This is a genomic window from uncultured Psychromonas sp. (assembly GCF_947489755.1).
Lineage (GTDB): Bacteria > Pseudomonadota > Gammaproteobacteria > Enterobacterales > Psychromonadaceae > Psychromonas.
The window spans coordinates 43,372-67,854 of record NZ_CANLFB010000001.1; the positions used below are offsets into that span (position 1 = coordinate 43,372).

24 protein-coding genes are annotated in these 24,483 nt (G+C 37.7%); 13 read left to right on the plus strand and 11 right to left on the minus strand.

Annotated features, from left to right (window positions below; genetic code table 11):
* Nucleotides 1-43: 43 nt before the first annotated feature.
* Together msrA and Q0794_RS00230 are read left to right on the plus strand one after the other, a co-directional pair.
* On the plus strand, nt 44-634 hold the full coding sequence (msrA, locus tag Q0794_RS00225) for a peptide-methionine (S)-S-oxide reductase MsrA (RefSeq protein ID WP_298939372.1): 591 nt from the start codon (nt 44-46) through the stop codon (nt 632-634).
* A 345-nt stretch (nt 635-979) separates the two neighbouring features.
* Nucleotides 980-1,783 (plus strand): MetQ/NlpA family ABC transporter substrate-binding protein, encoded by an 804-nt coding sequence (locus tag Q0794_RS00230; protein ID WP_298939374.1) that lies wholly within the window; start codon nt 980-982, stop codon nt 1,781-1,783.
* Nucleotides 1,784-1,878: 95 nt separating this feature from the next.
* Here the strand turns inward: Q0794_RS00230 and Q0794_RS00235 are convergent, their stop codons facing one another.
* From Q0794_RS00235 to Q0794_RS00245, 3 genes are all read right to left on the minus strand, one after another.
* Nucleotides 1,879-3,120, minus strand: coding sequence for an MFS transporter (locus Q0794_RS00235; protein ID WP_298939575.1), 1,242 nt, complete (start codon nt 3,118-3,120; stop codon nt 1,879-1,881).
* Nucleotides 3,121-3,286: 166 nt separating this feature from the next.
* Entirely contained in the window at nt 3,287-4,012 is a 726-nt protein-coding gene (locus Q0794_RS00240) for a LytTR family DNA-binding domain-containing protein (RefSeq protein ID WP_298939376.1), read from the minus strand.
* Entirely contained in the window at nt 4,006-5,685 is a 1,680-nt protein-coding gene (locus tag Q0794_RS00245; protein WP_298939378.1) for a LytS/YhcK type 5TM receptor domain-containing protein, read from the minus strand. The genes Q0794_RS00240 and Q0794_RS00245 overlap by 7 nt, the downstream gene beginning before the upstream one ends.
* A gap of 322 nt (nt 5,686-6,007) precedes the next feature.
* On the opposite strand from Q0794_RS00245, the gene Q0794_RS00250 reads away from it, so the two are divergent.
* Both Q0794_RS00250 and Q0794_RS00255 read left to right on the plus strand, forming a co-directional pair.
* Nucleotides 6,008-6,421: a hypothetical protein gene (locus Q0794_RS00250; protein WP_298939380.1), complete on the plus strand. Its 414-nt coding sequence runs from the start codon at nt 6,008-6,010 to the stop codon at nt 6,419-6,421.
* 42 nt (nt 6,422-6,463) lie between these two features.
* The gene (locus Q0794_RS00255) at nt 6,464-6,775 is read left to right on the plus strand and encodes a cupin (protein WP_298939382.1); all 312 of its coding nucleotides are present in this window, start codon (nt 6,464-6,466) and stop codon (nt 6,773-6,775) included.
* A gap of 29 nt (nt 6,776-6,804) precedes the next feature.
* On the opposite strand, the gene Q0794_RS00260 is transcribed toward Q0794_RS00255, so the two are convergent.
* Nucleotides 6,805-7,023, minus strand: coding sequence for a hypothetical protein (locus tag Q0794_RS00260; RefSeq protein ID WP_298939384.1), 219 nt, complete (start codon nt 7,021-7,023; stop codon nt 6,805-6,807).
* An 81-nt stretch (nt 7,024-7,104) separates the two neighbouring features.
* Between Q0794_RS00260 and Q0794_RS00265 the strand changes: the two genes are divergently transcribed.
* Nucleotides 7,105-7,983, plus strand: coding sequence for a DMT family transporter (locus Q0794_RS00265; RefSeq protein ID WP_298939386.1), 879 nt, complete (start codon nt 7,105-7,107; stop codon nt 7,981-7,983).
* Between the two features lie 122 nt (nt 7,984-8,105).
* The gene (locus Q0794_RS00270) at nt 8,106-8,636 is read left to right on the plus strand and encodes a hypothetical protein (RefSeq protein WP_298939388.1); all 531 of its coding nucleotides are present in this window, start codon (nt 8,106-8,108) and stop codon (nt 8,634-8,636) included.
* 105 nt (nt 8,637-8,741) lie between these two features.
* Here Q0794_RS00270 and Q0794_RS00275 read toward each other — a convergent pair whose 3' ends face one another.
* The 4 genes from Q0794_RS00275 to Q0794_RS00290 form a co-directional block, all read right to left on the minus strand.
* A complete protein-coding gene (locus Q0794_RS00275) occupies nt 8,742-9,518 on the minus strand; it encodes a hydratase (RefSeq protein ID WP_298939390.1) in 777 nt (258 codons plus the stop codon).
* A gap of 500 nt (nt 9,519-10,018) precedes the next feature.
* Nucleotides 10,019-10,432, minus strand: a complete 414-nt coding sequence (locus Q0794_RS00280) for a biopolymer transporter ExbD (RefSeq protein WP_298939391.1) — start codon at nt 10,430-10,432, stop codon at nt 10,019-10,021.
* Nucleotides 10,429-11,112 carry a MotA/TolQ/ExbB proton channel family protein gene (locus tag Q0794_RS00285; protein ID WP_298939393.1) on the minus strand — a complete coding sequence of 228 codons (684 nt, stop codon included), beginning with the start codon at nt 11,110-11,112 and terminating at the stop codon, nt 10,429-10,431. Before Q0794_RS00285 ends, Q0794_RS00280 begins: the two co-directional genes overlap by 4 nt.
* 2 nt (nt 11,113-11,114) lie before the next feature.
* Nucleotides 11,115-11,873: an energy transducer TonB gene (locus Q0794_RS00290; RefSeq protein WP_298939394.1), complete on the minus strand. Its 759-nt coding sequence runs from the start codon at nt 11,871-11,873 to the stop codon at nt 11,115-11,117.
* A 413-nt stretch (nt 11,874-12,286) separates the two neighbouring features.
* Here Q0794_RS00290 and hutZ point away from each other — a divergent pair, with 413 nt between their 5' ends.
* From hutZ to Q0794_RS00315, 5 genes are all read left to right on the plus strand, one after another.
* Nucleotides 12,287-12,823: a heme utilization protein HutZ gene (gene hutZ, locus Q0794_RS00295; RefSeq protein WP_298939395.1), complete on the plus strand. Its 537-nt coding sequence runs from the start codon at nt 12,287-12,289 to the stop codon at nt 12,821-12,823.
* 135 nt (nt 12,824-12,958) lie between these two features.
* Nucleotides 12,959-14,161 (plus strand): SAM-dependent methyltransferase, encoded by a 1,203-nt coding sequence (locus tag Q0794_RS00300; protein ID WP_298939396.1) that lies wholly within the window; start codon nt 12,959-12,961, stop codon nt 14,159-14,161.
* A 426-nt stretch (nt 14,162-14,587) separates the two neighbouring features.
* Nucleotides 14,588-15,877, plus strand: a complete 1,290-nt coding sequence (locus tag Q0794_RS00305; RefSeq protein WP_298939397.1) for a thiolase family protein — start codon at nt 14,588-14,590, stop codon at nt 15,875-15,877.
* Nucleotides 15,877-18,006: a 3-hydroxyacyl-CoA dehydrogenase NAD-binding domain-containing protein gene (locus Q0794_RS00310; RefSeq protein WP_298939398.1), complete on the plus strand. Its 2,130-nt coding sequence runs from the start codon at nt 15,877-15,879 to the stop codon at nt 18,004-18,006. Before Q0794_RS00305 ends, Q0794_RS00310 begins: the two co-directional genes overlap by 1 nt.
* A gap of 56 nt (nt 18,007-18,062) precedes the next feature.
* Entirely contained in the window at nt 18,063-19,952 is a 1,890-nt protein-coding gene (locus Q0794_RS00315) for an acyl-CoA dehydrogenase family protein (protein ID WP_298939399.1), read from the plus strand.
* A 159-nt stretch (nt 19,953-20,111) separates the two neighbouring features.
* Here the strand turns inward: Q0794_RS00315 and Q0794_RS00320 are convergent, their stop codons facing one another.
* The 3 genes from Q0794_RS00320 to Q0794_RS00330 are packed head-to-tail and all read right to left on the minus strand — an operon-like array spanning nt 20,112 to nt 23,198.
* A complete protein-coding gene (locus Q0794_RS00320) occupies nt 20,112-20,435 on the minus strand; it encodes an MGMT family protein (RefSeq protein ID WP_298939400.1) in 324 nt (107 codons plus the stop codon).
* Nucleotides 20,422-21,114, minus strand: a complete 693-nt coding sequence (locus Q0794_RS00325; protein WP_298939401.1) for a pseudouridine synthase — start codon at nt 21,112-21,114, stop codon at nt 20,422-20,424. Before Q0794_RS00325 ends, Q0794_RS00320 begins: the two co-directional genes overlap by 14 nt.
* Nucleotides 21,114-23,198 carry a GNAT family N-acetyltransferase gene (locus tag Q0794_RS00330; RefSeq protein ID WP_366522472.1) on the minus strand — a complete coding sequence of 695 codons (2,085 nt, stop codon included), beginning with the start codon at nt 23,196-23,198 and terminating at the stop codon, nt 21,114-21,116. The genes Q0794_RS00325 and Q0794_RS00330 overlap by 1 nt, the downstream gene beginning before the upstream one ends.
* 308 nt (nt 23,199-23,506) lie before the next feature.
* Between Q0794_RS00330 and rpsJ the strand changes: the two genes are divergently transcribed.
* A complete protein-coding gene (gene rpsJ / locus Q0794_RS00335; protein WP_025563085.1) occupies nt 23,507-23,818 on the plus strand; it encodes a 30S ribosomal protein S10 in 312 nt (103 codons plus the stop codon).
* 15 nt (nt 23,819-23,833) lie between these two features.
* The gene (rplC, locus tag Q0794_RS00340) at nt 23,834-24,472 is read left to right on the plus strand and encodes a 50S ribosomal protein L3 (RefSeq protein WP_166372635.1); all 639 of its coding nucleotides are present in this window, start codon (nt 23,834-23,836) and stop codon (nt 24,470-24,472) included.
* Nucleotides 24,473-24,483: the final 11 nt, after the last annotated feature.

Here is a 24,483-nt window from a genome sequence, read left to right on the forward strand (position 1 = left end):
ATCAATCATCGTGATTTATTCATTACATCAATAAGAGAGTTTTATGAAAAAAATATTAGGATTAGTTTTATCAGCATCGATGCTTTTTTATGTGTCATTGGCTAATGCAGACAAAGCGGTGTTAGCAGGTGGTTGTTTCTGGTGTATGGAATCTGATTTTGAAAAACTACCTGGTGTGACAGATGTTATTTCTGGTTTTACCGGTGGTGAAGTAGAGAATCCAACTTATCGTGGGAATCATGAAGGCCATTATGAGGCTGTAGAAGTCACTTATGATGCAGAGCAAGTGAGCTATCAAGAAATATTAGATCATTATTGGGTTAATATTGACCCGTTTGATGCAAGAGGCCAATTTTGCGATAAAGGAAGTAGTTATTTAAGTGCGGTCTTTGTTGTAAACGAAGAAGAGAGAACGCTTGCAGAGCAATCTAAGCAAGCGGTAGTAGACGAGTTTCCTAAGCAAACTGTTGTGACGCCTATCTTAACAGCGAGTACTTTTTATCCTATTAAAGGTAATGAAAGTTACCACCAAGATTATTACAAAAATAGTCCATTACGTTATAAAGCATACCGCTGGAATTGTGGTCGCGACCAACGTCTAAAAGAAATTTGGGGCGATAGAGCAACACATTAATAGAGGCTTTGTATGCTCAGTCAATGAACAAGCGACTTTGAAACAACGTTCATTGGTAGTGTGAAGCAGACAGTTAAGCACAGCCTAATAGTGGTTATTGACGCTATAACATTAAGACTTAAAGCAGTTAATTCAAAAGATTAACTGCTTTTTTATTGCCTATTTTTAAGAAAATGCAAAAACATCTGCTGCTTATTCTTGATCTTAATGTGGGTGACTAATAGGTTATTTGAAATAAATTAATCGTTAAAAAAGGATATGTATCTGTAATTGTTTATTGTACTATGCTGCTTTGGATGGTTTATTTAGCCGTCTATACGGCCATATATTTTAAAGGAATTGAAAATGTTGAATAAGAAAATTTCAAAATTATTTTATATTTTACCATTAGTGCTTGGATTAGCTGCTTGTGGGGAAAAAGATGATACTCAGGTTATCAAAGTCGGTGCAACAGTTGGTCCACATGCTGAAGTCGTTGAAGCTGTTGCTGCTGAAGCTGCAAAGCAAGGTTTGAATGTTGAAGTGGTTATATTTTCTGACTATATCACGCCTAATGCGGCGTTAGCAGATGGTAGCCTTGACCTTAATAGTTACCAACATCAACCATTTATGAGTAACTTTAATAGTAATAGCGAACAAAAAATTGTTTCTATTGGTCACTCTATCTTAATGCGTATGGGTATCTACTCAAGCAAGTACAAATCAATTAATGATTTACCGGATAATGCAAAAATTTCAATACCTAACGATCCAACCAATGGTGGCCGTGGTTTATTGTTATTAGCTGATGCTAAGTTAATTACGTTAAAACCTGATGCGGGTGCTAAAACAACGGTTTACGATATTGTTGAAAACCCTAAAAACTTTCAATTTGTAGAAGTGGAAGCGGCTCAATTACCACGTACATTAGATGATGTTGATGCTTCTGTTATTACCATGAATTACGTTATGTCTGCGGGTTTAAGCCCTGCTGAGCAAGGTATTTACCTTGAAGCGAAAGATGCTGAGTTTGCTGTGATGAATATTGCCGCACGTGAGCAAGATAAAGATAATGAGACTTATAAAAAGTTTGTTGAAATCTTTCAGACACAAGCGACGCGTGATTTTCTAGATAAAACTTATAAAGGCACGATAGAAGCTGCTTTTTAATTTTATATTTTAGTTTTTAATTATCACCTTATTAGCTTAGCTGATAAGGTGATGCGCTATAAGTACTTATTCTTCCTTACATTAAAACCCTTTAATTATACCGTTTGTTGTGTGGTTAACTGCTGACGATGAGCTGCCGTCTTAGTTGGGTGTTTCATTAATAACGTCAAGACTAATGATAGGGTGAGTAATGTCATTATCACGTAAAAAGTCGGTACAAAACCACCGAAGATAGACGCTACAATCGACCCTGTAATACTCCCGATACCAAACCCTAAGTAAATGACACCATAGTTTTTGGTTAAATTGTTTAAGCCAAAGAAGTCACTTATGAGTGAAGGGAATACTGTAATGGTGCCTCCGAAGCTAAAGGCAATACAAGCTACTGCAAAGTAAAATACGTTGCTGCTAGGTTCACTAAAGATTAAAGAAGCGACGCCTGCAAAGCTCACTAAGATGGCAAACGAAATCACTTTTATTCTTTCCACTTTGTCTGACAATACGCCTAATACGAGTCGACCTGCTAGATTTGCAATGGCAATAACGGCAACCGATGTTGCGGCAGCAGTAACAGACAAGTGAATGTAGTTTTCACCAATATCTTTAGCAACACCAATTACATACAAACCACTCATACAGATTGATAGGAAAATAGTCGCGAGCATCCAGAATTGAGATGTTCTGATGGTTTGCGATAAGGTAAATTCACCGGAGTCGGTTGGTTGTTTCTCTTGCTTGTTTGTTAGCTCGGTTGTTTCAGTTGTTTGTTTCGGCGCATCACTCATTAATAAACCACCGACAATCACCATGACCATGGCAATCATTCCCCAAGCAGAAAAGGCTTGAGCTAAGCTAAAGTGTGTTAATAAGTACATATTAATAAATTTAAAACCAAGGCTACCTAAGCCATAAGACCCAATCGCACAGGCTGATACCAATCCTTTATGTTTTGGAAAGTATTTAACGCAGTTAGATAACGTCATTAAATAACCCGTACCATCTGCAAAACCAACCAATAAACCGATGCAAATATACAGCGATATTAAGTTAGTTGCGTGAGAGGCGAGCAATAAACTCGCGCCAAGTAATACACCTGCACCAATGGTGACATTTTTAACGCCAAATCGATCTTGTAATTTACCCGAGATGGAAGAAGCAAATGCCAAAGCTAAACTAAGAATACCGAAGGAAAATGCAATTTGGCTAACCGGTTCGTTAATTTTTTCAGCGATAGGAGAGTTAAATAAACTCCACGTATAAACAGAACCTAAGGCAAACTGTGCAATGACGGTGCCTATTAAAGTGAGCCATTTTTTTTGATGTGATGCGATAGTAATCATAATGTGAACCCCAAAAATTTAAAATATTAAAAAATGGATGAAGACGATTTTCTCGCTTCTGATGGGTTCAAAATACAACGTCTGAAAAGCATTACAATATGTATGGGAAAGTAAAAAATGAAATGCAATTCAATCACCATGAATTGCATTATTTGGGCATGAATTACAAACTCATGATTTTTCGAAACTCTTTAATATTACCTCTACTGACTGATATTTTAGTCGGGTGATGATGAAACTTAAGTAAGTAGGTGCTGTTTACCCAAGGAATGATCTCTTCTATGCGCTTTAGGTTGACACAATAAGAGCGATGACAACGAAAGAACTGGCGTGGCGGTAGTTTGTTGACTAGCTCGCTAATGTTATAAGGCGCAACAAAAATACCTTCTTCTGTATGGACTTCGGTTAGTTTCTCTTTTGCTTCTGCGTAAATAATGTCATCAATTGGCATCACTCGTATGCGATTGTCTCGAGATAGGTTAATGGTATTGGTCGATGTTTGTATTGGGTCGTCAGCTATCAAAGCTGTTGCGTGAGCTTCAAGCTTTGTTAACAGGCGTTGTACGCGTTGTTCATCCAAGGGTTTGAGCAAGTAATCAAAGGCTTCTAACTCGAACGCTTCTAATGCATGTTCTTTATAAGCCGTGGTAAAGACTATTTGTGGTGGTTGCGCGAATTGATGGATATTGCGTGCTAATAACATCCCGTTAATAGAAGGAATATTAATATCGAGAAATACGATATCAACGGTATGACTTTGCAGGTAAGTAAAGGCCGCTAAACCATCGTCAAAGGATTCTATTACTTCAATACGACTATAGGTGTTAATTAAGTAGTTAAGCTCTTCACGGGCTAGGTATTCATCTTCAACGATGATTGCTTTTAACATGTTTTCTCCTGAGTATCGTTGGCATCGAAAGAAACACTCGTACCAATGTCTTGACGTTGAATCGTCAGGCCTGAACCATAAAGTAGACCAACACGTTGATGTACATTAACCATTCCGATGTGGTTGCTGCCCATTGAGCCTTTGAAAATACGTTCGATTATCTCTTTTTTGATACCTACGCCGGTATCTGCCACGGTTACTTTTATTTTGTTACCTTGCTGTTTGACGGAAATGGTCACCGTTCCTGGTGTACGAGCAGGGACAATGCCATGTTGAATGGCATTTTCAACTAACGGTTGAATAAGCAAAGAGGGGATTTTGATATGAACTGGGTCGATATCAAATACCACCGTTAGTTTATTACCAAAACGTGCTTGCTCAATGGCAACATAATCTTGAACTTGTTGAATTTCTTCTTGAATATCAATTAATTCATCGCCTTTTTCTAAATTGAATCGCAGAAAATTGGCAAGATTTGCAATCAATTGTCGGGCTTGATCTGGTTTTATCCTTACTAAGGTAGAGATTGCATTTAAGGCATTGAATAAGAAGTGTGGATTGATTTTATTTTGTAAGGATGAAAACTCAGCCTTACTGGCCATGGTTTTAAGTTGCTCCATGTTTGATACTTCGATTTGTGTTGAGATGAGGTGTGAAAGACCAATGGCCATTTCACGCAAAGCATGGCGAATTTGGTGTGGTTGGCTGTAGAAAATCTTGAGTGTACCGGTTACTTTACCATTTCCCCATAACGGGATAATAAGCAATGAATGAAACTCATGTACATTGAGATTGTTGTTAATGATTTGTTTGCCTAAATCGACCGCCTGTTGTGTCATGTAACTTATTTGATGATGGGCATCGAGAAATTTTTCCTCGCCGACACCCACATAGGCTTTTACATTACGAGTATCAGTGATCGCAACCGCATCTGCTCCTGTTTCTTGCTTAATAATTTCACAGACTTTGACTAAAGAATCTCGGTCATTTTTTCGAAAATGCGGGAGGGTTTTATTGGCGATATTGAGCGCTTGTTTAGCTTGTTGTGCTGCTATTTTATCTTTTTCGTCATCAATACTTTGTACTAAGGTCACTATTAAACCAATGCATAAGGTACCGACGATCATCGGCATTGCAATTTGCTCAACGATTGAAATAGCTAATGGTGAACTGTTGTTAAGCAATATAATCAATAGCATAGTGAGTGCTTCACATAACATACCTGCAGCGATGCCATATTTTGCATAGTCTTTTTTATCGCAACGCTGGTGGATCCAAGTTGCCAATAATCCAGCTAAAATACTGGTAATTAAACATGCGAGTGATGTTGGACCATCAATGTCTATCCAATATCGATGAATACCAGAGATAAGCCCGGCGGAAATACCAACCCAAGGCCCAAATAGAATACCACCACAGATAATGGCAATGATTCTCACATTAACGACAGAACCATAGACATTAATACCGGTGTAAGTACTGAACACGGCAAAGCAAACAAACAAGAATAAAATAATGCTGGTTTCTTTAGGATTACGTTGACGTTTACTGATGATTTTTTGAAAAATCGGACTTCTGGTGAGCAGAAAAAGAGCCATTAACATTAGTGCGGCACGTTCAAAAACGGCCAATAACATGGTGAGTTGGTCTAAATACAAATTAACCTCGAACAATAATAGAGTGTGCCTCCTAGTTTAGTGCTTGTATGTCTGGCACGTTATGAGGAGGATCAAGTGATAGTTTTGAAAAAAGAATCAGATAAAAATTTACAGTATTTTAAGCTGATTTAAGTACTTTAACTTTAAGGCGATGAATCATTAACGTTTTTTCTGATTCATTTCACCTATTGTATGCTTTTTATTTTATTCGTAACTAAATTACCTTGATTACATATTGATTAAAACCTTCAGGTTGTTATGGTCAGGCACATGGTAGTGACTTTATTTATTAAGTGACTCTATCTTATTTTTTCTTTATTCAGATTAGGTTGTTTTTATGATATTAGGTTGGATACAACTCATTGTCGGCGTTATGTTGTGGGTTCTTGCTATTGCTGCAGGGATTGCATGGATAGGCTTTTGTTTTGGTACGATCATCATTGGTATTCTGCTGTTATTTTTTGCTCCTCGCATTCTTATTTTCCCTACCGCCTTTATTTCCGTTTTTGCCAATGGTTTTTTACTGGTTGGGTTAGTCAATATTAAGAAAGGTGTGAGAGATAAAGATATTATTGATTCAGAAGCTGAATGGGTTAAAACCGATGACGATGATGATTACAACAATGGTCATAACAACAATGGTCATAACAATAATGCTCATAACAACAATGGCAATCGCAATAACAACAGTGACCATAACAATAAAGAGCCAATAGCAGGGCTTCTTGAAAATAAAAAAGACAAAGAATAAGGCTTGATAGTTTATTAAGCTAAAAATAAAAAGGGAAGCTCAATGGAAATAATCAGAGGCAGGGAGTTCAAAGCTGATAAAGCGTGGGGAGCAAAAGATATTGCCAATATGAATGGCATAACCACTCGCTTACATTGGACAGACAAACCCTATCAATGGCATGTAAACGATGGACAAGAAGTATTCGTGGTATTGGATGGTACTGTTGAGATGCTTTATAAAGAAAATGGGCTTGAATATGCCTGTGTTCTTAATTCAGGCGATATTTTTTATGCATCTATCGGCACAGAGCATGTTGCCCATCCTAAAGGGGAAGTGAGAATCTTGGTTGTTGAGTCAGAAGGCAGTGTTTAATTCATTGCTTCATTAATGGCAAATTTAAGCTATAACTCTTTAATGCATTCATTAACACTAAGCCCTTTTAAGAAGCTTTGTTTAATTCTTTGTTCTTGTGGTTCTGATAGTATGAATGGTGTTTGTTTACTGTTGGCCGCTAATTTTCGGATAATACGACGACGGTATATTGCTAAACGGTTGATGTGCATAAACAGGCCCGATCCTGCAAATATGAGTACACCGCAAATGATATAAAAAACTAGCATATTAATCTCCTTCGTTTATTTATACTGATTACAGTGTCTCATATCATTTTACTTAATTACAATTTTATTCAAGGAAGAAGTATGTCGTTAGCGAGCGTATTACGCTTAGTCTTGTTAGCTGCTATTTGGGGCGGATCATTCTTGTTCATGCGTCTAACTGCAAATAGCTTAGGCCCTGCAATGTTAATCGAGGGGAGAGTGTTCGCAGCGGCATTATTTTTGTTGTTAATAAGCCTTTATCTTGGCCGCACATTACTTTTTACTTCCCATCTTAAGCATTTCTTTATTATTGGTGCATTTAATACGGCTTTTCCTTTTTTAATGTTCGCTTATGCAGCGCAAACATTAAATGCATCTACCTTAGCGATTCTCAATTCAACCGCTCCACTTTTTGGTGCAGTTATTGCCAGTTTATGGCAAAAAGAGCCTTTGAAATTAAAAGCAGGTCTGGGTTTGTTGGTCGGGATATTGGGCGTGTCAGTATTAGTTGGCCAGCAATTAATGGCGTTGGGTGAGGAAGGTTTATTGGCTATTTTAGCCTGTTTATTCGCTGCTTTTATGTATGGCGTGTCTGCTAATTATACTAAGGTCGCTCCCGTTGTTGCTCCGTTTGAAAATGCACATGGCAGTCTGTGGGCTGCGGTGATCATAGTGTTACCTTTATTGCCGTTTATGCCGATACGAGACCCTATTACTTTGCCTATTAGTTTGTCAGTGTTGGCGCTGGGTATTGCCTGCACCGGTCTTGCTTATTTATTATATTTTAGATTGGTAAAAGACGATGGCCCAGCCTCCGCATTATCAGTTACTTTTTTAGTGCCATTATTTGGAATTTTATGGGGACGTTTATTTTTAGGAGAGGCTATTGGCCTGAATACATTATTAGGCGCTCTGTTAGTCATTACTGGCACTATTTTGGTCACGGGATTTTCCTTTAAAAAGGCGTTAAAGAAACATTGAATATTAAGCTCAGTAGTATAATCTGGAGGGGTCTTCTTCGGTTTATATGATTACCTTAAACCTGCTATGAATTTAATGTTTTTAATAATAAATTCATAGCTTTATTACAAATGGACTTTAATTTGCAAAATATATTACTTGTGCGTTTACGAACCTTGTTACTCATTTTATCTGGTGCTTCATTAACACCTTCAATAATGGCTAACCCTTTAGAATTGTTCTCTGTTAATACAGGTTCATTTTTATATCATGCCCTCCCTCCTGATAGCGACTCTACCCAATATTTTAAAAATCAGTACGTTTCTGTAGAGCGTAAATTAAGTGCTGATTCTGACTACAGTTTAATGGTGGGCACCTTTATAAACAGCCAAAGTGAGCGATGTGCATTATTAGGCGTACGTAAAGATTGGTACCACGTTAATGATAAGCTCGTGATAAAAGGCGTTTATGCTTATGCTGGTGAGTTCTTTTTCGATGCTTTCAAAGATTGTGGTAATGATGGCTTCTATCAAGACATGAAAGATTATACCGGTGTTGGATTTGCCCCTTATATTTACCATGCAGCACAATACAATTTTACTGATTACTTTGGTGTAGAAGGTGGGTTAATGTTGCCTGGTATTTTAATCATGAGCGTACAGTGGAGTTTCTAGTTTCTAGCTTATCGTTATATGATTTTATTATTCGCTTTAAATAACCTTTATTTAAAGCGAATTAGGTGTCTGTTAATTCATTACAGACACCGTGTAGACACTACTTTATAGTGCTTTAAACTCTACGTTATACTTGCCGAAACCTTCGTATGTGATTTCTGTTGATTTAACAGGTACTTCAATTGCACCAGCATAAGAACCTGTAATAATCGCTTGGCCTTTTTCTAGGTCTAAACCATTTTTACACATAAAATCAACGAACCAGTAAATGGGTGCTTGAGCTGATAGGTTAGGGTGTTTGCCATCATAGCTTGCATCATCGATAGATAATTTAATTTCAGCTGCATCGTATGCTTGTGCTTTAGTGATTTCTGGACCAACAAAAATACCTTGGTTTAATAGGCAATCTGCTTGTCTATCAGCGAAGATTAGATCGTCGTTAGGTGCATAACGGCGTTGTAATAGCTCTAATGCCATGTGTGTTGTTGCAATTGCCGCGTCAACTTCCGCATTTGTGTAACCTTCTGTGCGTGCAGGTAAATCAGTACCTAATACAAATGCGATTTCAGGTTCGATTAATGTTTTACCTGGTTCTGTTGTTTTAACAAAACACGTATCACCTTGCTGAACGGTACCTTCTAAAACAGGAGCTACAATAATTTGCTCAGGGTTAAGTGGTACTAAGCACTTCCAACCTGCAATTTTTTTACCGCTTGCTTTAACGGTTGCAGCTTGGATTGCAAGCGCATCTTCAAAGTTAGTTGGACGACATGCCGCCGGTAAAGTGCCGCCTTTTTCGTTGCTCTCGCGGCGAGCTAATAATTCTGATGCTGCTTGTAAACAAGCTTCTGCGCTTAATGTTTGAGTATTTTTATTAGTCATTTTAAGTCTCTTTTAAATACAGGCTATCGCCATGAACAGTGGATTAATTATCAGTATATTAACGTCAAAGCGAACGAAAAGTTAGTATTTGTATGACTTTTTAATTGATTTGTTATAAAAATTAGATTTGAAGCGTAGTGATGGCACTAATGCAGATAGTTTATTATTGAAATTAGGTACTCTTTGGCTGTTTATCTCTCATTCATCTTGTATTGAAGCTTATTGGTGTTTTAGCGATGGTTTTTTATATGATTTTGCATGGGAAAGGGGGAATTGATAAAAAAGGTATTTTGGTTGGTTTTGTCAGTGATGTTATATAGGAATCTCATTGATGGTTCGCTGTTTAGTTCGTTAGCATCAGTGTTCATAGTCATTGGCGACGATTTACTCACAAGTTAAATAATGGTCTATTTAACTTGTGAGTAAAGTTGTAGAGAGAACATTAAGATTTTTATCTAGGCATTTTTTACATTTTACACTGCCTAAACAATTCTTTTTTATTACTCTTCTTCTATTAATAATTGTGTTGCTTGAATATTATGTTGCTGTAAAAAACCTAGCAATTTCACCATGTGTTGTACTTCAGCCGTTTTATCGGCAGCAATAATCCATTGTGTTGTCGGTTTTTCTTCTACTATTTGTATTAGTTTTTCTTGAAATCCTGCCCAATCTTTTTGTGCTTCACCATCAATCGCCCAATGTGGTTGAGAATGCAGTATATTAATGGTCACTGCTTTATTATCGACGACTTGTACTGCGCTAGTATCTGTTGTTGGTAAATCAACTTGCAAAGACTGTAATTTAATATTTGCAGAGAGCATTAAAAACACCATGACAATAAAGATGATATCTAATAACGGTGTAAGATCAACCTGCGGTAATTCTGGTTGATTTGGGCGTTGACTACGTATCACGATGCAACTTCCTCAGCTTTTATTGCTGTTTTAGCAGCACGTTTTTGTTCTGGGAAGCTCACTCCTTGCAACCATAGGTTACAAAAATTAAGCGTAAACTCTAAACGGTAAGTTACTTTATTCGCCCATAAACCTAATAGCTGTGCGCCACAAATAGCAGGTAGAGCAATTAATAAGCCAGCAGCTGTTGTACGCATCGCAATACCTAAGCCATCAGCTAAGTCATTAGGTGTTACAGAGCCAGTCGTTAATGCAATGGCTTTAAACATATCAATTAACCCTAATACGGTCCCTAATAGACCAAGTAATGGGCTAATAACGCCAATTAAGGCTAATAACTTTAGGCCACTATGCAATTCTTGACGTTTATCTTGCACCCAAATGCTAGCAGTGTCTTCACGTAGTTGTTGGCTAAAGTGTTGGTGTGCAAATAGCATTGCAATGCCACGCTTAGCGAGGTTCTTTTCAGATTTTAGTTGTTGGCTAAGTAATTCTAGTTGTTCGCTTTGTTTTGGATCATGTCCTGCTAATAACTTTTTTATTTCTTTCTTACTGAGTGAGCCTGAACTTAATAGTTTTAATAAACGTTCACTAATGATCATCAGTGTTAATAGAGAGCAGATAATTAAAGGCCAAGTCATTAAGCCTAGTTGTTCTTGTACTATGTTGAATAAAGTCATTGTTAATCCAGTTTAAAGCTAATAGGTATGTAAATACGGTGTGCGATACTTTTGCCATTGATGGTATGAGGAGAAAACTTCCACTTTTTAATTGCTTTTAGAGCGGCAACATCAAGCACTTTTGCGCCTGATGAATCCTTTAGCAATAATTTTACTTGTTTACCTTTTTCATCTAACCAGACTTCATAGGTAACCGTTCCCTCTAATCCTTTGCGCTTAGCTAAACGCGGGTATTTAGGCGGTGTTGGTTTACTTAAAAAACGGCTTTTTTGTATCAATTGTGGTTTTTCTTGTAAGCCCTCATTCTTTTTCACAGTTTGTTGTTTATTGTCTGTGAGTTTTTCTTTAGGTGCTTTTTTTGTTTCAGTCGGTGCTGCTTTAGCAACCGGTTCTTTAGGCTCTACTACTTTTTCAATTGGTTTTTTGACGGGTTCCGGTTTCTTTTCAACTTTTGCGATGACTTTTTTGGGCGTCTCTTTTTTAACTTTTTTAGTGACTGTTTTTTGTTTGACGATGCGCTTTTTGACTGTTTTTTTAACCGGTTTTTTCGTTTCGACTTTTTTAGGTGTCGGCGTTTCTACAACTGGTTGAGGTTTCTCAGGAATAGGCGTTTCAATTTTCTTTGGTGTTGCAAAACTAATGCTAACACTTTGTGGTTGTTGGCTTAGAGGCAATGCCATTGCTGGTTGATCTAGTAATGGTGAAAAGATTAAAAAATGGATCGCAACAGATAATAAACCCGCACTGATATAACGAAACATAAGACCAGAACTCCATACAAAAAAATAAAAAACATGTAACGATACTTATTATCAACTAATTCAATTATGAGATCAATTATCATTTACATTATCTTTTTGTCTTTAATGAGATATTTTTACTTTTATGGTGATAATTCGTATTCTTTTTTTGTTTTTTAATGGAAGTGACTGACTAATGCTGCTAATTCATACTCTATTAAACTATATTAAAAATGTCTAAGTTAGCCTAAGCCAAGTGAGTTTACAGTTCGTTTGATTTGAAATTTAAAGAGTGAGTTTTTGTTTAAATAACCTAACCCAGAAATTCGCTTAAGCTTAAATAGCGGCGTTGTATTGCTTTGCTTATCTGAAACTGAGGTTAAATATATAATCACAATCCATAAATGTCAGAACTTAAATAATAGGAAAGTGTAATGGGGCAGCCTTCAATAAAACAACAACGTTTACGTGAACTATTAGCGCCTGAAATTCGTGCTTTTATGAGCAGTAAAAAAACATTACAGCTAGCCACGGTTGATGTTAATGGGCGACCTAATATAAGTTATGCGCCGTTTGTTCAAGATGCAGACGGTTATTATGTTTTAATTTCAGAAATGGCTCGGCATACGCAGAATATATTCGCTAATCCAGTTGTATCCTTAATGCTGATTGAAGATGAGTCGGATGCTAATAATTTATATGCAAGAACACGACTAACTTTTGATGCGCATGTTCAGATAGTTTCACGTGAAACTGAAAAATGGGCTGATATCATTCCTTTAATGATTGAACGGTTAGGTAATACAGCAGAACTATTAACTCAACTTGGTGATTTTCATTTGGTTCAGTTAATAACAGAACAAGGGTTATTTGTTAAAGGCTTTGGACAAGCCTATAAAGTGTCATCGGATGATTTGGTCGATTTTTTACATTTGAAGAAAGGTCATGTTCCGCTTGATGAAAACAATTAAGTATTTGCAAAAGAGTAAACCTTTCTATCTTACGGTTGTGTTTCTTTTACTATCATTAAATTACACGTTTATTCAGATAGCTTAACTGTTAGAATGCGTCTCGTTATTTTATTTTAGACTATCTCGGAAACTACTATGTCAGATGCTACGCTTAATACCATTGAAGATTTTTATGTATTGTTATCAAAAAGTATTGAAAATAATCAGGTGGTTAAACTGTTATTAAGCAAATACAGAGGCACAGATAAAAGTTTAAACCGTATTGCTATTCGTCCTATCACTTTACAAAATGAAGCGGTATTGAGTTTTGTATATGAACATCAAACTAATCATATTACTAAAAACTATGATTATAAATTGGCATTGTCTGAAATTAAATCGCTAGTAGGAGAGGATTTCAAAAGCGCTTATCTAACGTTACTAGATGCAGAAGTACAGGTTGAATTTAGTAAAAAAGGTAAATTGAAAATCTCACAACATCAAGCAAAAAAACAACACACTACCGTCGCGACTCATAACCGTGAAAAGAATCGTTTTGTTGATATACAACGTCCGTTTTTAACCGCATTAAAAGTAACTGATAAACAGCAAAAATTGATCCCTGCTATGTCGAATAAATGGAAGCAAATCAATAAGTTTATTGAGGTATTTAGCCAGGCATTGGATGTTTCTCCACATGATAAAACAACACCGCTTAATGTCGTTGATTTTGGCTCTGGTAAAGGTTATTTAACGTTTGCTATTCACGATTACCTACGTCATACCTTACAGAATGACGCGCAAGTGACTGGGGTAGAGTTACGCCAAGCGTTAGCTGATTTATGTAATGAAACAGCCTCTACTTTGGATCACCAAGGGTTAGACTTTGTTTGTGGTGATGTAAAAACCCATGCGCCAAAACAAACAGATGTAATGATTGCATTACATGCTTGTGATGTTGCTACAGACTATGCGATTCATTATGGTATTCGTGCGAGTGCGAGCATTATTATGTGTTCTCCTTGTTGCCATAAACAAATTCGTCCGCAAATGCAAAGTCCTGAATTATTCCAACCAATGTTGCAATACGGTGTTCATTTAGGCCAACAAGCGGAAATGGTGACGGATTCACTGCGTGCTTTATTGCTTGAAGCTAATGGTTATAGCACCAAAGTGTTTGAGTTTATTAGCCTAGAGCATACGAATAAGAATAAGATGATCTTGGCGGTGAAAAAAGCCAAAATAAACGCTAAAGAACAAGCTAAAACATTAACTCAAATTGCTAATATTAAAGCGTATTATGGTATTACAGATCATTGTTTAGAAAGCTTGTTAAAAGAAAGTGCAGTGCAAGACTAATTGCACTTTTTATTTTTTAAGTACTTGAGTACTCAGTACTTAAATTTTCTCTTTTCTGACTTAAACTTTTCAATATAGCGATGACATTATCTACTTTAGATTTTTTTGTCGCTTATTTTATCTACCACTTATGCGATGCTCATCGCGAATCCAATAGGGTTATTTTTATTTAACTTGCTCAAAAATGAAGCAACTCTATACTGATTAGAGTGTGTATTTTTAAGTGATATAGAAATAGAATCATAGAATACTCAGTTCTCACCACATTATGATGTTCATTTTCTTTCGCATTTTTAAACTCACTGTAAATAATTAATCTTTCCCCGTACGCTTAATTTAAGTATTAGTTTAATAAGCTTTTTTAGGGATGATTTTTATTTTTTTGCTCATTACTAATGGACATCGTTACGATGTTGGAGGTGGTTAATGAAAGAAAGACTAGCAATAATAGACGGTGGCCGTAGTCCATTCTGTAAAGCAGGTTCCGCGTTAAAAACGATGCAAGCAGATCAATTAGGCGCTGTTGTCGTTCGAGAACTAATGGCGCGTTCTGTGCTCGATTATCATGATATAGATGAAGTGATTATGGGCAATGTTGCACAGCCTGGTCATGCCGCTAATATCGCTCGAGTAATTGCATTACAAGGCGGTTTTCCTACTAGTACTTGTGCTTATACAGTAAACCGAAACTGTGCGTCGGGTATGGAAGCCATGACAACCGCTGCGAACAAAATATTGGCAGGAGAAATTGAGACTGCATTAGTGGGCGGTAGCGAGTCGATGTCCAGCATTCCTTTACTATACTCTTCGCAAATGACGCAGTTTTTTCTACGTATGATGCAAGCTAAAACACCTATCGCCAAACTCAAAGTACTTTCTCAATTCCGTTTACCTTTTCTAAAACCAATTATTGGTATTGAGCTGGGCTTAACTGATCCCGTTTGTGGTTTAAATATGGGGGAAACAGCTGAGGTGTTAACTCGCGAGTTTGGAATTACACGAGAGCAGCAAGATCAGTTTGCTTTAAACAGTCACCAACAAGCGATTAAAGCACAGCAAGCAGGGAAGTTTGAAGATGAAATAATGAGCATTGCTGTTGGTCCTCACTATCAACATATTCAACATGTAGATAATGGACCTCGAGAAGATCAAACGTTCGCTAGTTTGGCGAAGCTTCGCCCTTATTTTGACCGTTTAGCGGGTAGTGTGACCGTTGGAAATGCATGTCCAATTACTGACGGCGCCGTTGCCTTGACGGTTATGTCGGAATCTAAAGCAAAAGAAATGGGGTTAACACCATTAGGTTATTTAACTGATTACAGCTATGCAGGTTTGGAAGGCAGTCGAATGGGATTAGGTCCTGTTTATGCAACAACCAAGCTATTACAAAAGTCAGGTTTAGCAATAAGTGATTTTGACCTAATAGAATTGAATGAAGCGTTTGCAGCACAAGTGATTGCTAATCAACATGCCTTTGCGAGTAAATCATTTGCTCAACAGTATTTACAATCATCGCAAGCAATCGGTGAATTAGACCCGAGTAAGTTAAATGTTAATGGTGGTGCGATTGCCTTGGGTCACCCTGTTGGTGCAACAGGCGGTCGTTTAATATTAACCTTATTACATGAATTAAGACGGCAAGGTTTACAGCGTGGCTTAGCGACTCTATGTATCGGCGGTGGTCAAGGTGCTGCATTAGTATTGGAGGTCGAATAATGAAACACATTCAAATACAAAAGAATGATTGGTTAATTCGCGTTACGTTTGATTATCAAGATCAAGCTATCAATAAACTGTCAGCTGAACTAATGAAAGAGCTGTTTGAAGTAATTAAAGATATCGAAACTGTCCCACAAAAAGTGGTGAGTTTTGAGAGTGCTAAAAAAGATATCTTTATTGCGGGGGCGGCTATCGAAGAGCTACAACAAATAGATAGTGTTGAAATGGCAAAAGAGAAAGCACAACAAGGATTAAGCATCTTTAACGCTCTTGAGCAATTACCACAAACCACCGTCGCAGTGATTGATGGTGCTTGCGTTGGCGGTGGTTGTGAACTCGCATTAGCGTGTAATTTCCGCTTAGCCACCGATAATCCAAAAACTAAAATAGGTTTGCCTGAAGTTAAGTTAGGGATTATTCCTGGGTGGGGCGGTACACAGCGCTTGCCTCGTTTAGTTGGGTTGCCTGAAGCGTTAGCCATGATACTTCCTGGTAAATTATTACCTGCTGCAAAAGCTTATCGTATTAAGTTGGTCGATAAAGTTATTTCATCGATACAGCTTGAACAACAAATAGCGCAATTCTTAGAAGACTTAAAGGAGACTCGTTTTCAAGAAAGTCTGATTAGCAGGAGAGAACCTAAAAGTGTGACACACAAGACAATGGCTGCTGCAATGGACTCGCATTTAGCGCGTTTATATATTTTGAAAAAAGCCCATCAGAATGTCATGAAAACGACTAAAGGTTTATACCCTGCACCATTAGCTGTTCTGGAGGTTTATCGTAAAAAATGCAATTTTGAAGAGGGCATTCAACGAGAGCTTCATGCTTTTTCTAACTTAGCATCTACGGATGTTTGTAAAAATCTTATTTCGTTATTTTTCCTTAACGAGCAAATTAAAAAAGAGCAAAAAGAACGTTATCCACAGCCTAAAATGTTACCCACCTCTGGCGCTGTTTTAGGTGCTGGCGTAATGGGAGGAGGTATTGCTTGGTTAATGAGTTCTAAGGGATTATCGGTTCGTATAAAAGATATTAACTGGGAATCTATTCAACTAGGTTATCAACAAGCAGCTGATTATTTTAATCAACTTAAAAAACGCCGTCGTATTAAACAAGCAGGAATTGATACTGCTATTAATCGCATCGGGGCTTCTCTCGACTATACGGGATTTAACCATGCGCAAATTGCCATTGAAGCCGTTGTTGAAGTTATGCAGGTTAAAAAGCAAGTGTTAAAAGAAGCTGAAGCTGCTTTACCAGATGATAGTTTGCTGTGTACCAATACGTCCGCATTATCAGTTACCGAGATGGCCTCTGTGTTAGCGCGCCCTTCACAATTTTGTGGTATGCATTTTTTTAATCCTGTTAATCGTATGCCATTGGTAGAAATTGTTAGAGGTGAGCAAAGCAGTGAAGAAACCATCGCTAAAGCTGTTGCGATCAGTAAAGCCTGGGGAAAAGTGCCTATTGTGGTTAATGATTGCCCTGGTTTTTTAGTTAATCGTATTTTATTGCCTTATTTAAATGAAGCTGCTTATTTATTACAAGAAGGGGCTGACATTGAAAAAGTGGATTCTGCGATCACTACATTCGGAATGCCGATGGGACCTTTCCAGTTAGCAGACGAAGTGGGCATAGATGTTGGTTATAAAGTCGCTGTCATTTTAGAAGCTGGTTTTGGAGAGCGGATGGCGGTTGCACCTATATTAGAGCATATTCATGGTTCCTTAAAACTATCAGGTAAGAAAGGTGGACGCGGCTTTTATCATTATAAGAATAAAGAAGTCGAGGTGAACCAGTTGTTGTATCAAGCAGGTTGTGTTGCAAGTAGTAAGGACTTTAGTGAGCAAGATATTATTGATCGTTTAATGCTAGTGATGATCAATGAAGCGGCACATTGTATTGATGAAGGTATTGTCGAAAATGCTGGACAGCTTGATTTAGCGATGATCATGGGGACAGGATTCCCTGCTTGGCGAGGCGGATTGTGTCGCTGGGCCGATAGCATTGGTTGTCAGGAAATAGTGCAACGATTAGATAAGTTACAACAACAAGTTGGTATTCGTTATCAAGTTTCGCCTTATTTACAGAAGTGTGCAGACGAACAGCGTGGTTTTTATTAATAAGAATTGAAAGAGTGACTAATTTAACTATTTAGCTATTTAAATAAGGAGCTGTTATGAGTTTTCCTGAAGACAAAAAAGTAGTGATTGATACGTCTAAAATGAGTGATGAAAAAGCGTCATCGCTAAACCTTACCGAAGCTGCCCGTGATTCAGTGTGGGAGCACCCAAGTTTTGCAAAATCTCTCTTCATGGGGGAGTTTAAATCTGATGCTATTTTCCCTTTTCCTGAGCAAAGCAAAGAAGACAAGCTAGTAGGAGATCAATTAGTAAAAGAAGTGGGAGTTGTACTCGCTGAGACCTTAGATGCTGATTTAGTAGATGAAACTCGCACTATCCCCACTGAAGCAATGCAAGCTCTCGCTAAAGTCGGTGTTTTTTCGATGAAAATAGCTAAAGAATATGGTGGCTTAGGATTATCACAAGTTAACTATAATCGTGTCCTTATGGCGATCGCCAGTCATTGTGGCTCAACTGCGGTGCTTGTTTCTGCTCATCAAAGCATTGGTGTGCCGCAGCCTATTAAGTTATTTGGTACAGACGATCAAAAACAACGATTTTTACCATTATTTAAAGATGGTGCTATTTCTGCCTTTGCATTGACAGAACCAAGTGTTGGCTCCGATCCCGCTCAAATGGAAACCACTGCAACTTTAAATGCAGCTGGTACACATTACCTTATTAATGGCGAAAAGCTTTGGTGCACTAATGGCCTCATCGCAGATTATTTAGTGGTGATGGCTTGCACCGCCCCTAAAGTTATTGGTGATAAAGAAGTTAAGCAAATTTCAGCTTTTATAGTGAAAGGCCAAAGTCCCGGGATTAACATTAAGCATCGTTGTGATTTTATGGGGATACGTGGCATTCAAAATGGTTTGATTGAGTTCAAAGATGTAGAAGTGCCTATTGAAGATAGAATTTTAGAAGAAGGCCAAGGTTTAAAAATAGCATTAGCGACGCTAAACACAGGTCGTTTAACGATTCCCGCGGCTAGCACCGGTATGGCAAAGCAATGCCTTAATATGACTCGCCGTTGGGGTGGGAAACGTGTGCAATGGGGATTGCCGATTGCAAAACATGAAAAAGGCTCAAATCGTATTGCTTATATCGCATCAACAACCTTTGCCATGGAAGCCGTTACCTGGGTAACGAGTTTTATGGCGGACAAAGGCGATGTTGATATTCGTATGGAAGCCGCCATGGCCAAGTTATTTTGTAGTGAGATGGCATGGAATGTGATGGATGAAACCGTACAAATGTTTGGTGGTCGAGGTTATGAAAAAGCCAGTTCATTAAAAGCCCGTGGTGAATTACCTTTTCCGGTAGAGCGCATGTTACGTGACTGCCGTATTAATCGCATTATTGAAGGTACAACGGATGTAATGGAATTATTTTTAAGCAGGGAAGCGTTAGATACTCATTTATCTTTGGCTTCTGATTTAATTAAACCTAATGCTGATTTCACGACTAAACGAGATGCGGCTTTTAAGTTATTTAAAGAATATGCTGCTTGGTATCCTTCGCAAATTATCAATAAAGAGTTTATTGAGCAATTTACGCATAGTGGAAAACTAGTTGAACACATTAATTATTGTCAGCGTACTTCACATCGCTTAGCAAGGGTGTTGTTTGAGCAAATGTTAGTGCACCGAGAAAAGCTAGAGTTACGCCAAGAAACGTTGGGGCACCTTATGACCATCGGCTGTGAAATCTTTGCGATGGCCGTGACTTGCTCTTATGCGAAAAGCCAAGCAAAAGCCGGTAATACTAATGCCATTTCATTGGCAGATCATCATTGTGTATTAGCATCAGAAAGAATAGAAGAGCATTTTAAAGCGTTATCGACTCCTCAACGAGAGACTGCAAAAGCAATTGCCGACGATATTTTGAGTAATCAGTATCAATGGTTGGAAGAGGGGATTTATCCAGTTGCACCAGAACAGTAGTATTTACAGAATAAGGTATTATTGTTAGAAGACGTTTAAAGGAAGGCATGGCTATTAAACACAAGCTCTTCCTTTTAACGTTATTGCTGTGCTTTATCATTAATGCTGTTAAATATTACTAATATAGCTAAATTTACTAATATAGGTGAATGCCGAGACTTACTTAAATGTATGACGTTGTTTATTTAAGTTAACTACTTTCGGATTCTCTGTATCTGTATTAATAATAATGCCTTCTTGTTTTAGAAGCGCTATTTTCTTATCCGTGCCTAATGCAAACTTGCCGATGTTGCCGTTACTATTGACCACTCGGTGGCATGGAACGACGATTACATCTGGATTTTTTGCCATCGCATTGCCCACCGCTTGATAAGCTTTACCGCCAAGCTGATGAGCAATATCTGCATAGGTTACCACTTTACCTGCTGGTATTTGACGCAGTAAGTCGTAACATTGTTGATTAAAAGATTTATTTGAATCCATTGACCTCTTGCTCCGTTAAAAAGCGCGACTCTCCTAACGCTAAGTTATGATCTAATTCGACTTCACCTATTTGCTCTCTGTGTAGTTTAGTTACATAGTTACCTACTGCTGCAAACATACGTTTAACTTGGTGGTATTTACCTTCACTAATCGTTAACAGTACTTCTTTTTCACTGAGTACTTCTAATTTTGCTGGTAAACAAGCTTGGCTTTCACTTTTAAGTTGAATGCCTTCAGCAAAAAGTGAGATAGCATCGTCACTGATTGGATCTTGCAATGAGATACGGTAACGCTTTTCACATTTCTTACGAGGACTGGTTACCTGATGCGACCATTGACCATCATCAGTGATTAAAATTAACCCTGTTGTATCAGCATCTAAACGACCCGCAATGAATACGTTTTGTTTTTTCTCTATATCGATAAGGTTTAATAAACTAGGCATTTGCTCATCAACGTTTGAGCTAATAAAGCCAGCCGGTTTATTAAGCATAATGTAGCGAAACCCTCGCGTTGTAATTACCTGTCCTTTAAATTCAATAATATCGTCGGCAACGATTTTGTAAGAACCACTACGTAATGTGCCAGCCTGATTGCTGATTAAGCCTTTACGAATAGCACTTTTTGCTTCGCTACGTGTCAATTCTGTTGATTCACAGATAAATTTGTCGAGTCTCATTATGTTGTGTGTTCTCTTATTTGTTGCGTAAGTAAGTCATCAATGCATTTTTTTATAAATGCCTGTGCTTGTTTTTGTCCAGTAAAATGGTGTTCTTGTATTATTTCTTGCCAACTATGGTTTTGAATTACTTTTTCTATTAAACATCGTTGTTGTTGATTGTTTAAACTCGCTAATGATGAGCTATATAATAATTCAATTAATAAATACTCAACATTGTCGTAACTACGATTCGCATTTACGTAACCTGATAGTGCTTGTTGTGTTGACGCTTTCAATGGTTCGAATGCAATATTTGGCCATAATGTGATAATTAATGACGAGTCTAATTGTCTAAGTTGTCGGCTAACCTGTACTTTAACCTGTTTATGGAAGTCAGTCTGTATTTGATGGTGTAATTCTTTACCTTGTGGACTTAAAGGTAAGTTAACCATAAATGAATGTTGTCCGCTGCTTTTATCTTTACGGATTCCAATACGTACAACTTGTAATTGGTGGCGTAACCAAAATTGTAATAAATGTCCGCTTGCTGCAAAGCTAGCACTTAAATGATCAAATTGCTGTGTAGCCGCCCAATTAATGATCCATTGTAGTAATTTACTGCCTAATTGTTTTCTTTGTAGCATTGGTTGTACTGCAATACGTTGAATACGAGCAAATGAATGAGTTGCTGCATTCTTAAATCCACTATGGAAAGTCAGTGATTGAGCAATTAAGTGGCCGTTAGGTCTGCGTTTACCTTGATAGATTTGTTCACTTATTGTTTGATCAAATCTTCCTTCATGGTTTATTAATGAAACCGCTATTATTTCCTGATCTTGTTGCATAGCAATAATCGTTAAATTTTGATCGTTTAATAAAGAAGCTAAGTCTGAAGGTTTAGTTTGATAATGGGCATTAACTAAAAGTGAGAATAATTGGTTCAATAGCTCAGGATTTTCAAGTAACGCCGTTTGTTCAATGATCGAAATAGTTGGTTTAAGGTCATTATCATTGATTGCAGTTTGCGTCGATTGCTCAATTAAGCATAAACTTGAAAGAGTAAATGTTTCAACAGGATCATTTTGAGCCCAACGTATTGGGTGAGTAAGCTGAAAAGGCCGCCATTCTGGGGCTATATTATTTAGCTGCTGTTGAAAACGTAAAGCAAATCCTCGTCCTGAGCCTTCATAACCAAACTGTGTTGTTGCAAAGACAATTCGTGAATAACGCTTTGTAAACGAAATTAACAATTTAAGAGGGATCGCAGCGGCCTCATCAATTATTAGCAAGTCACACTCTGGTTGCTCATTGTTTAATGCATCGGGAGGTATGAAAATAAGCCGTTGCAAATTTTCCTCATCCATTAATATTAGTTTTGCATGTTTATATATAGTAATAGTGGCTTGCTTACTTGGCGCACAAATTATAATTTTAGTTAAACCTTGGTTAATCAAGGTTGCCGCAGCAATACCTAAACTTGCTGATTTTCCTCTTCCTCTATTAGCAGTAAGAACTAACGGTCGGCGTCGATGCCCTTTAACCGTGTTAATGATTTGTTTAATCGCCTGTTGTTGCTCTTCTATATATAAGTATTGATGAGAAGTAGGGGAGGCTAGCTGTTTATCTCTTAATGAAGGTTGTTGAGTGTCATTCAATATCGGGATTTGATGCGTAATAAGTTGTTTCTGCATATATAGTGAAAAATTATCATTTGCCGTGTTTTGTTCAGGTAGCAGTAAAACAATAACCGAACCACCACATACAGCACCTTCTGCTGCTGCAAACATATTGGCATCGAATTGTTGATGCATATTCATAAATAACAAATGAACATCTTGCCCTAGTAAAGATAGATAATGACAAGCTTCAACAGAAGTAGGGCTTTCACCGCACCATTTATAATCATTATTTTCAAATTCAATAATTGCTGAAGCTTGCTCAAAACACCATTGTAGCGTTCCTTGAATACAACACAGCTGTCGATGGTTAGATTGCTCGGCTAAATGTTTAAGTTGTTGGTAAAATTGAGTGACGACAGACACAAGAGATCCTAGTGGTGATAAAATGAATAATAAACATCGAATAAGTATAAAATGTAACATAAAAAAGGATCGCTAATATCAGTAACGAAGGGATCCTTGTGGTTATAGAACCAAGCAGATCCTTTTGAATGTTTTTTAAACAAACTTACAATAAATACTTGCCTTAGTTTATAGATAATGTATTATACGCCCACTTGCCAATATGGCGGGTGGGTTTTTTAACCCCATAGCCAGATTTTAATATTGGCTATCAAAAATGTCTCCCAATTGGGGAGCTACTAGTTTGAATATACACTTGAGATCTATTTATAATAGGTGGTCAGGTGTATATTTGTATGTTGTATTTTTAACTATTGGAGTTTTGGTCCATGCAGAACCAAAGAATCCGTATCCGCCTTAAAGCTTTTGATCATAAATTGATCGATCAATCAACGGCGGAGATCGTTGAAACTGCAAAGCGCACAGGTGCTCAGGTACGTGGTCCTATCCCACTACCTACTCGTAAAGAGCGTTTCACAGTACTAACTTCACCGCATGTTAATAAAGATGCGCGTGATCAGTATGAGATTCGTACTCACAAGCGCTTGATTGATATCGTAGAACCAACTGAAAAGACTGTTGACGCACTAATGAAGCTAGATTTAGCTGCTGGCGTTGATGTTCAAATCAGTTTGGGTTAGAGAGGAGTTATCGTAATGACAATCGGTCTAGTAGGTCGTAAAGTTGGTATGACTCGCATCTTCACTGAAGATGGTGTCTCTATTCCAGTTACAGTTCTAGAATGTTCACCAAACCGTGTTACTCAAGTTAAATCACTTGATACTGATGGCTACCAAGCTATTCAAGTAACAGCTGGCTCTAAAAAAGCAAGCCGTGTAAACAAACCTGAAGCTGGTCACTTTGCGAAAGCAGGTGTAGAAGCAGGTCGTGGTTTATGGGAATTCCGCCTTGGTCAAGACGAAGGTGCAGATATTCAAGTTGGTGCTGAGCTAAGCGTTGAGTTGTTCAACGAAATAAATAAAGTAGATGTTACTGGTCAATCTAAAGGTAAAGGTTTCCAAGGTGCTGTTAAGCGTTGGAATTTCTCTATGCAAGATGCGACTCACGGTAACTCTATTAGCCATCGTGCTCCAGGTTCAATTGGCCAATGTCAAACACCGGGACGCGTATTTAAAGGCAAGAAAATGGCTGGTCATATGGGTGCTGAGCGTGTTACGACTCAAAACCTTGAAGTTGTTCGCGTAGACATTGAACGCAATTTACTGCTCGTTAAAGGTGCAGTAGCTGGTGCGAAAAATGGCAACGTATTCATCAAACCTGCTGTTAAAGCATAGCCGAGGAGTTA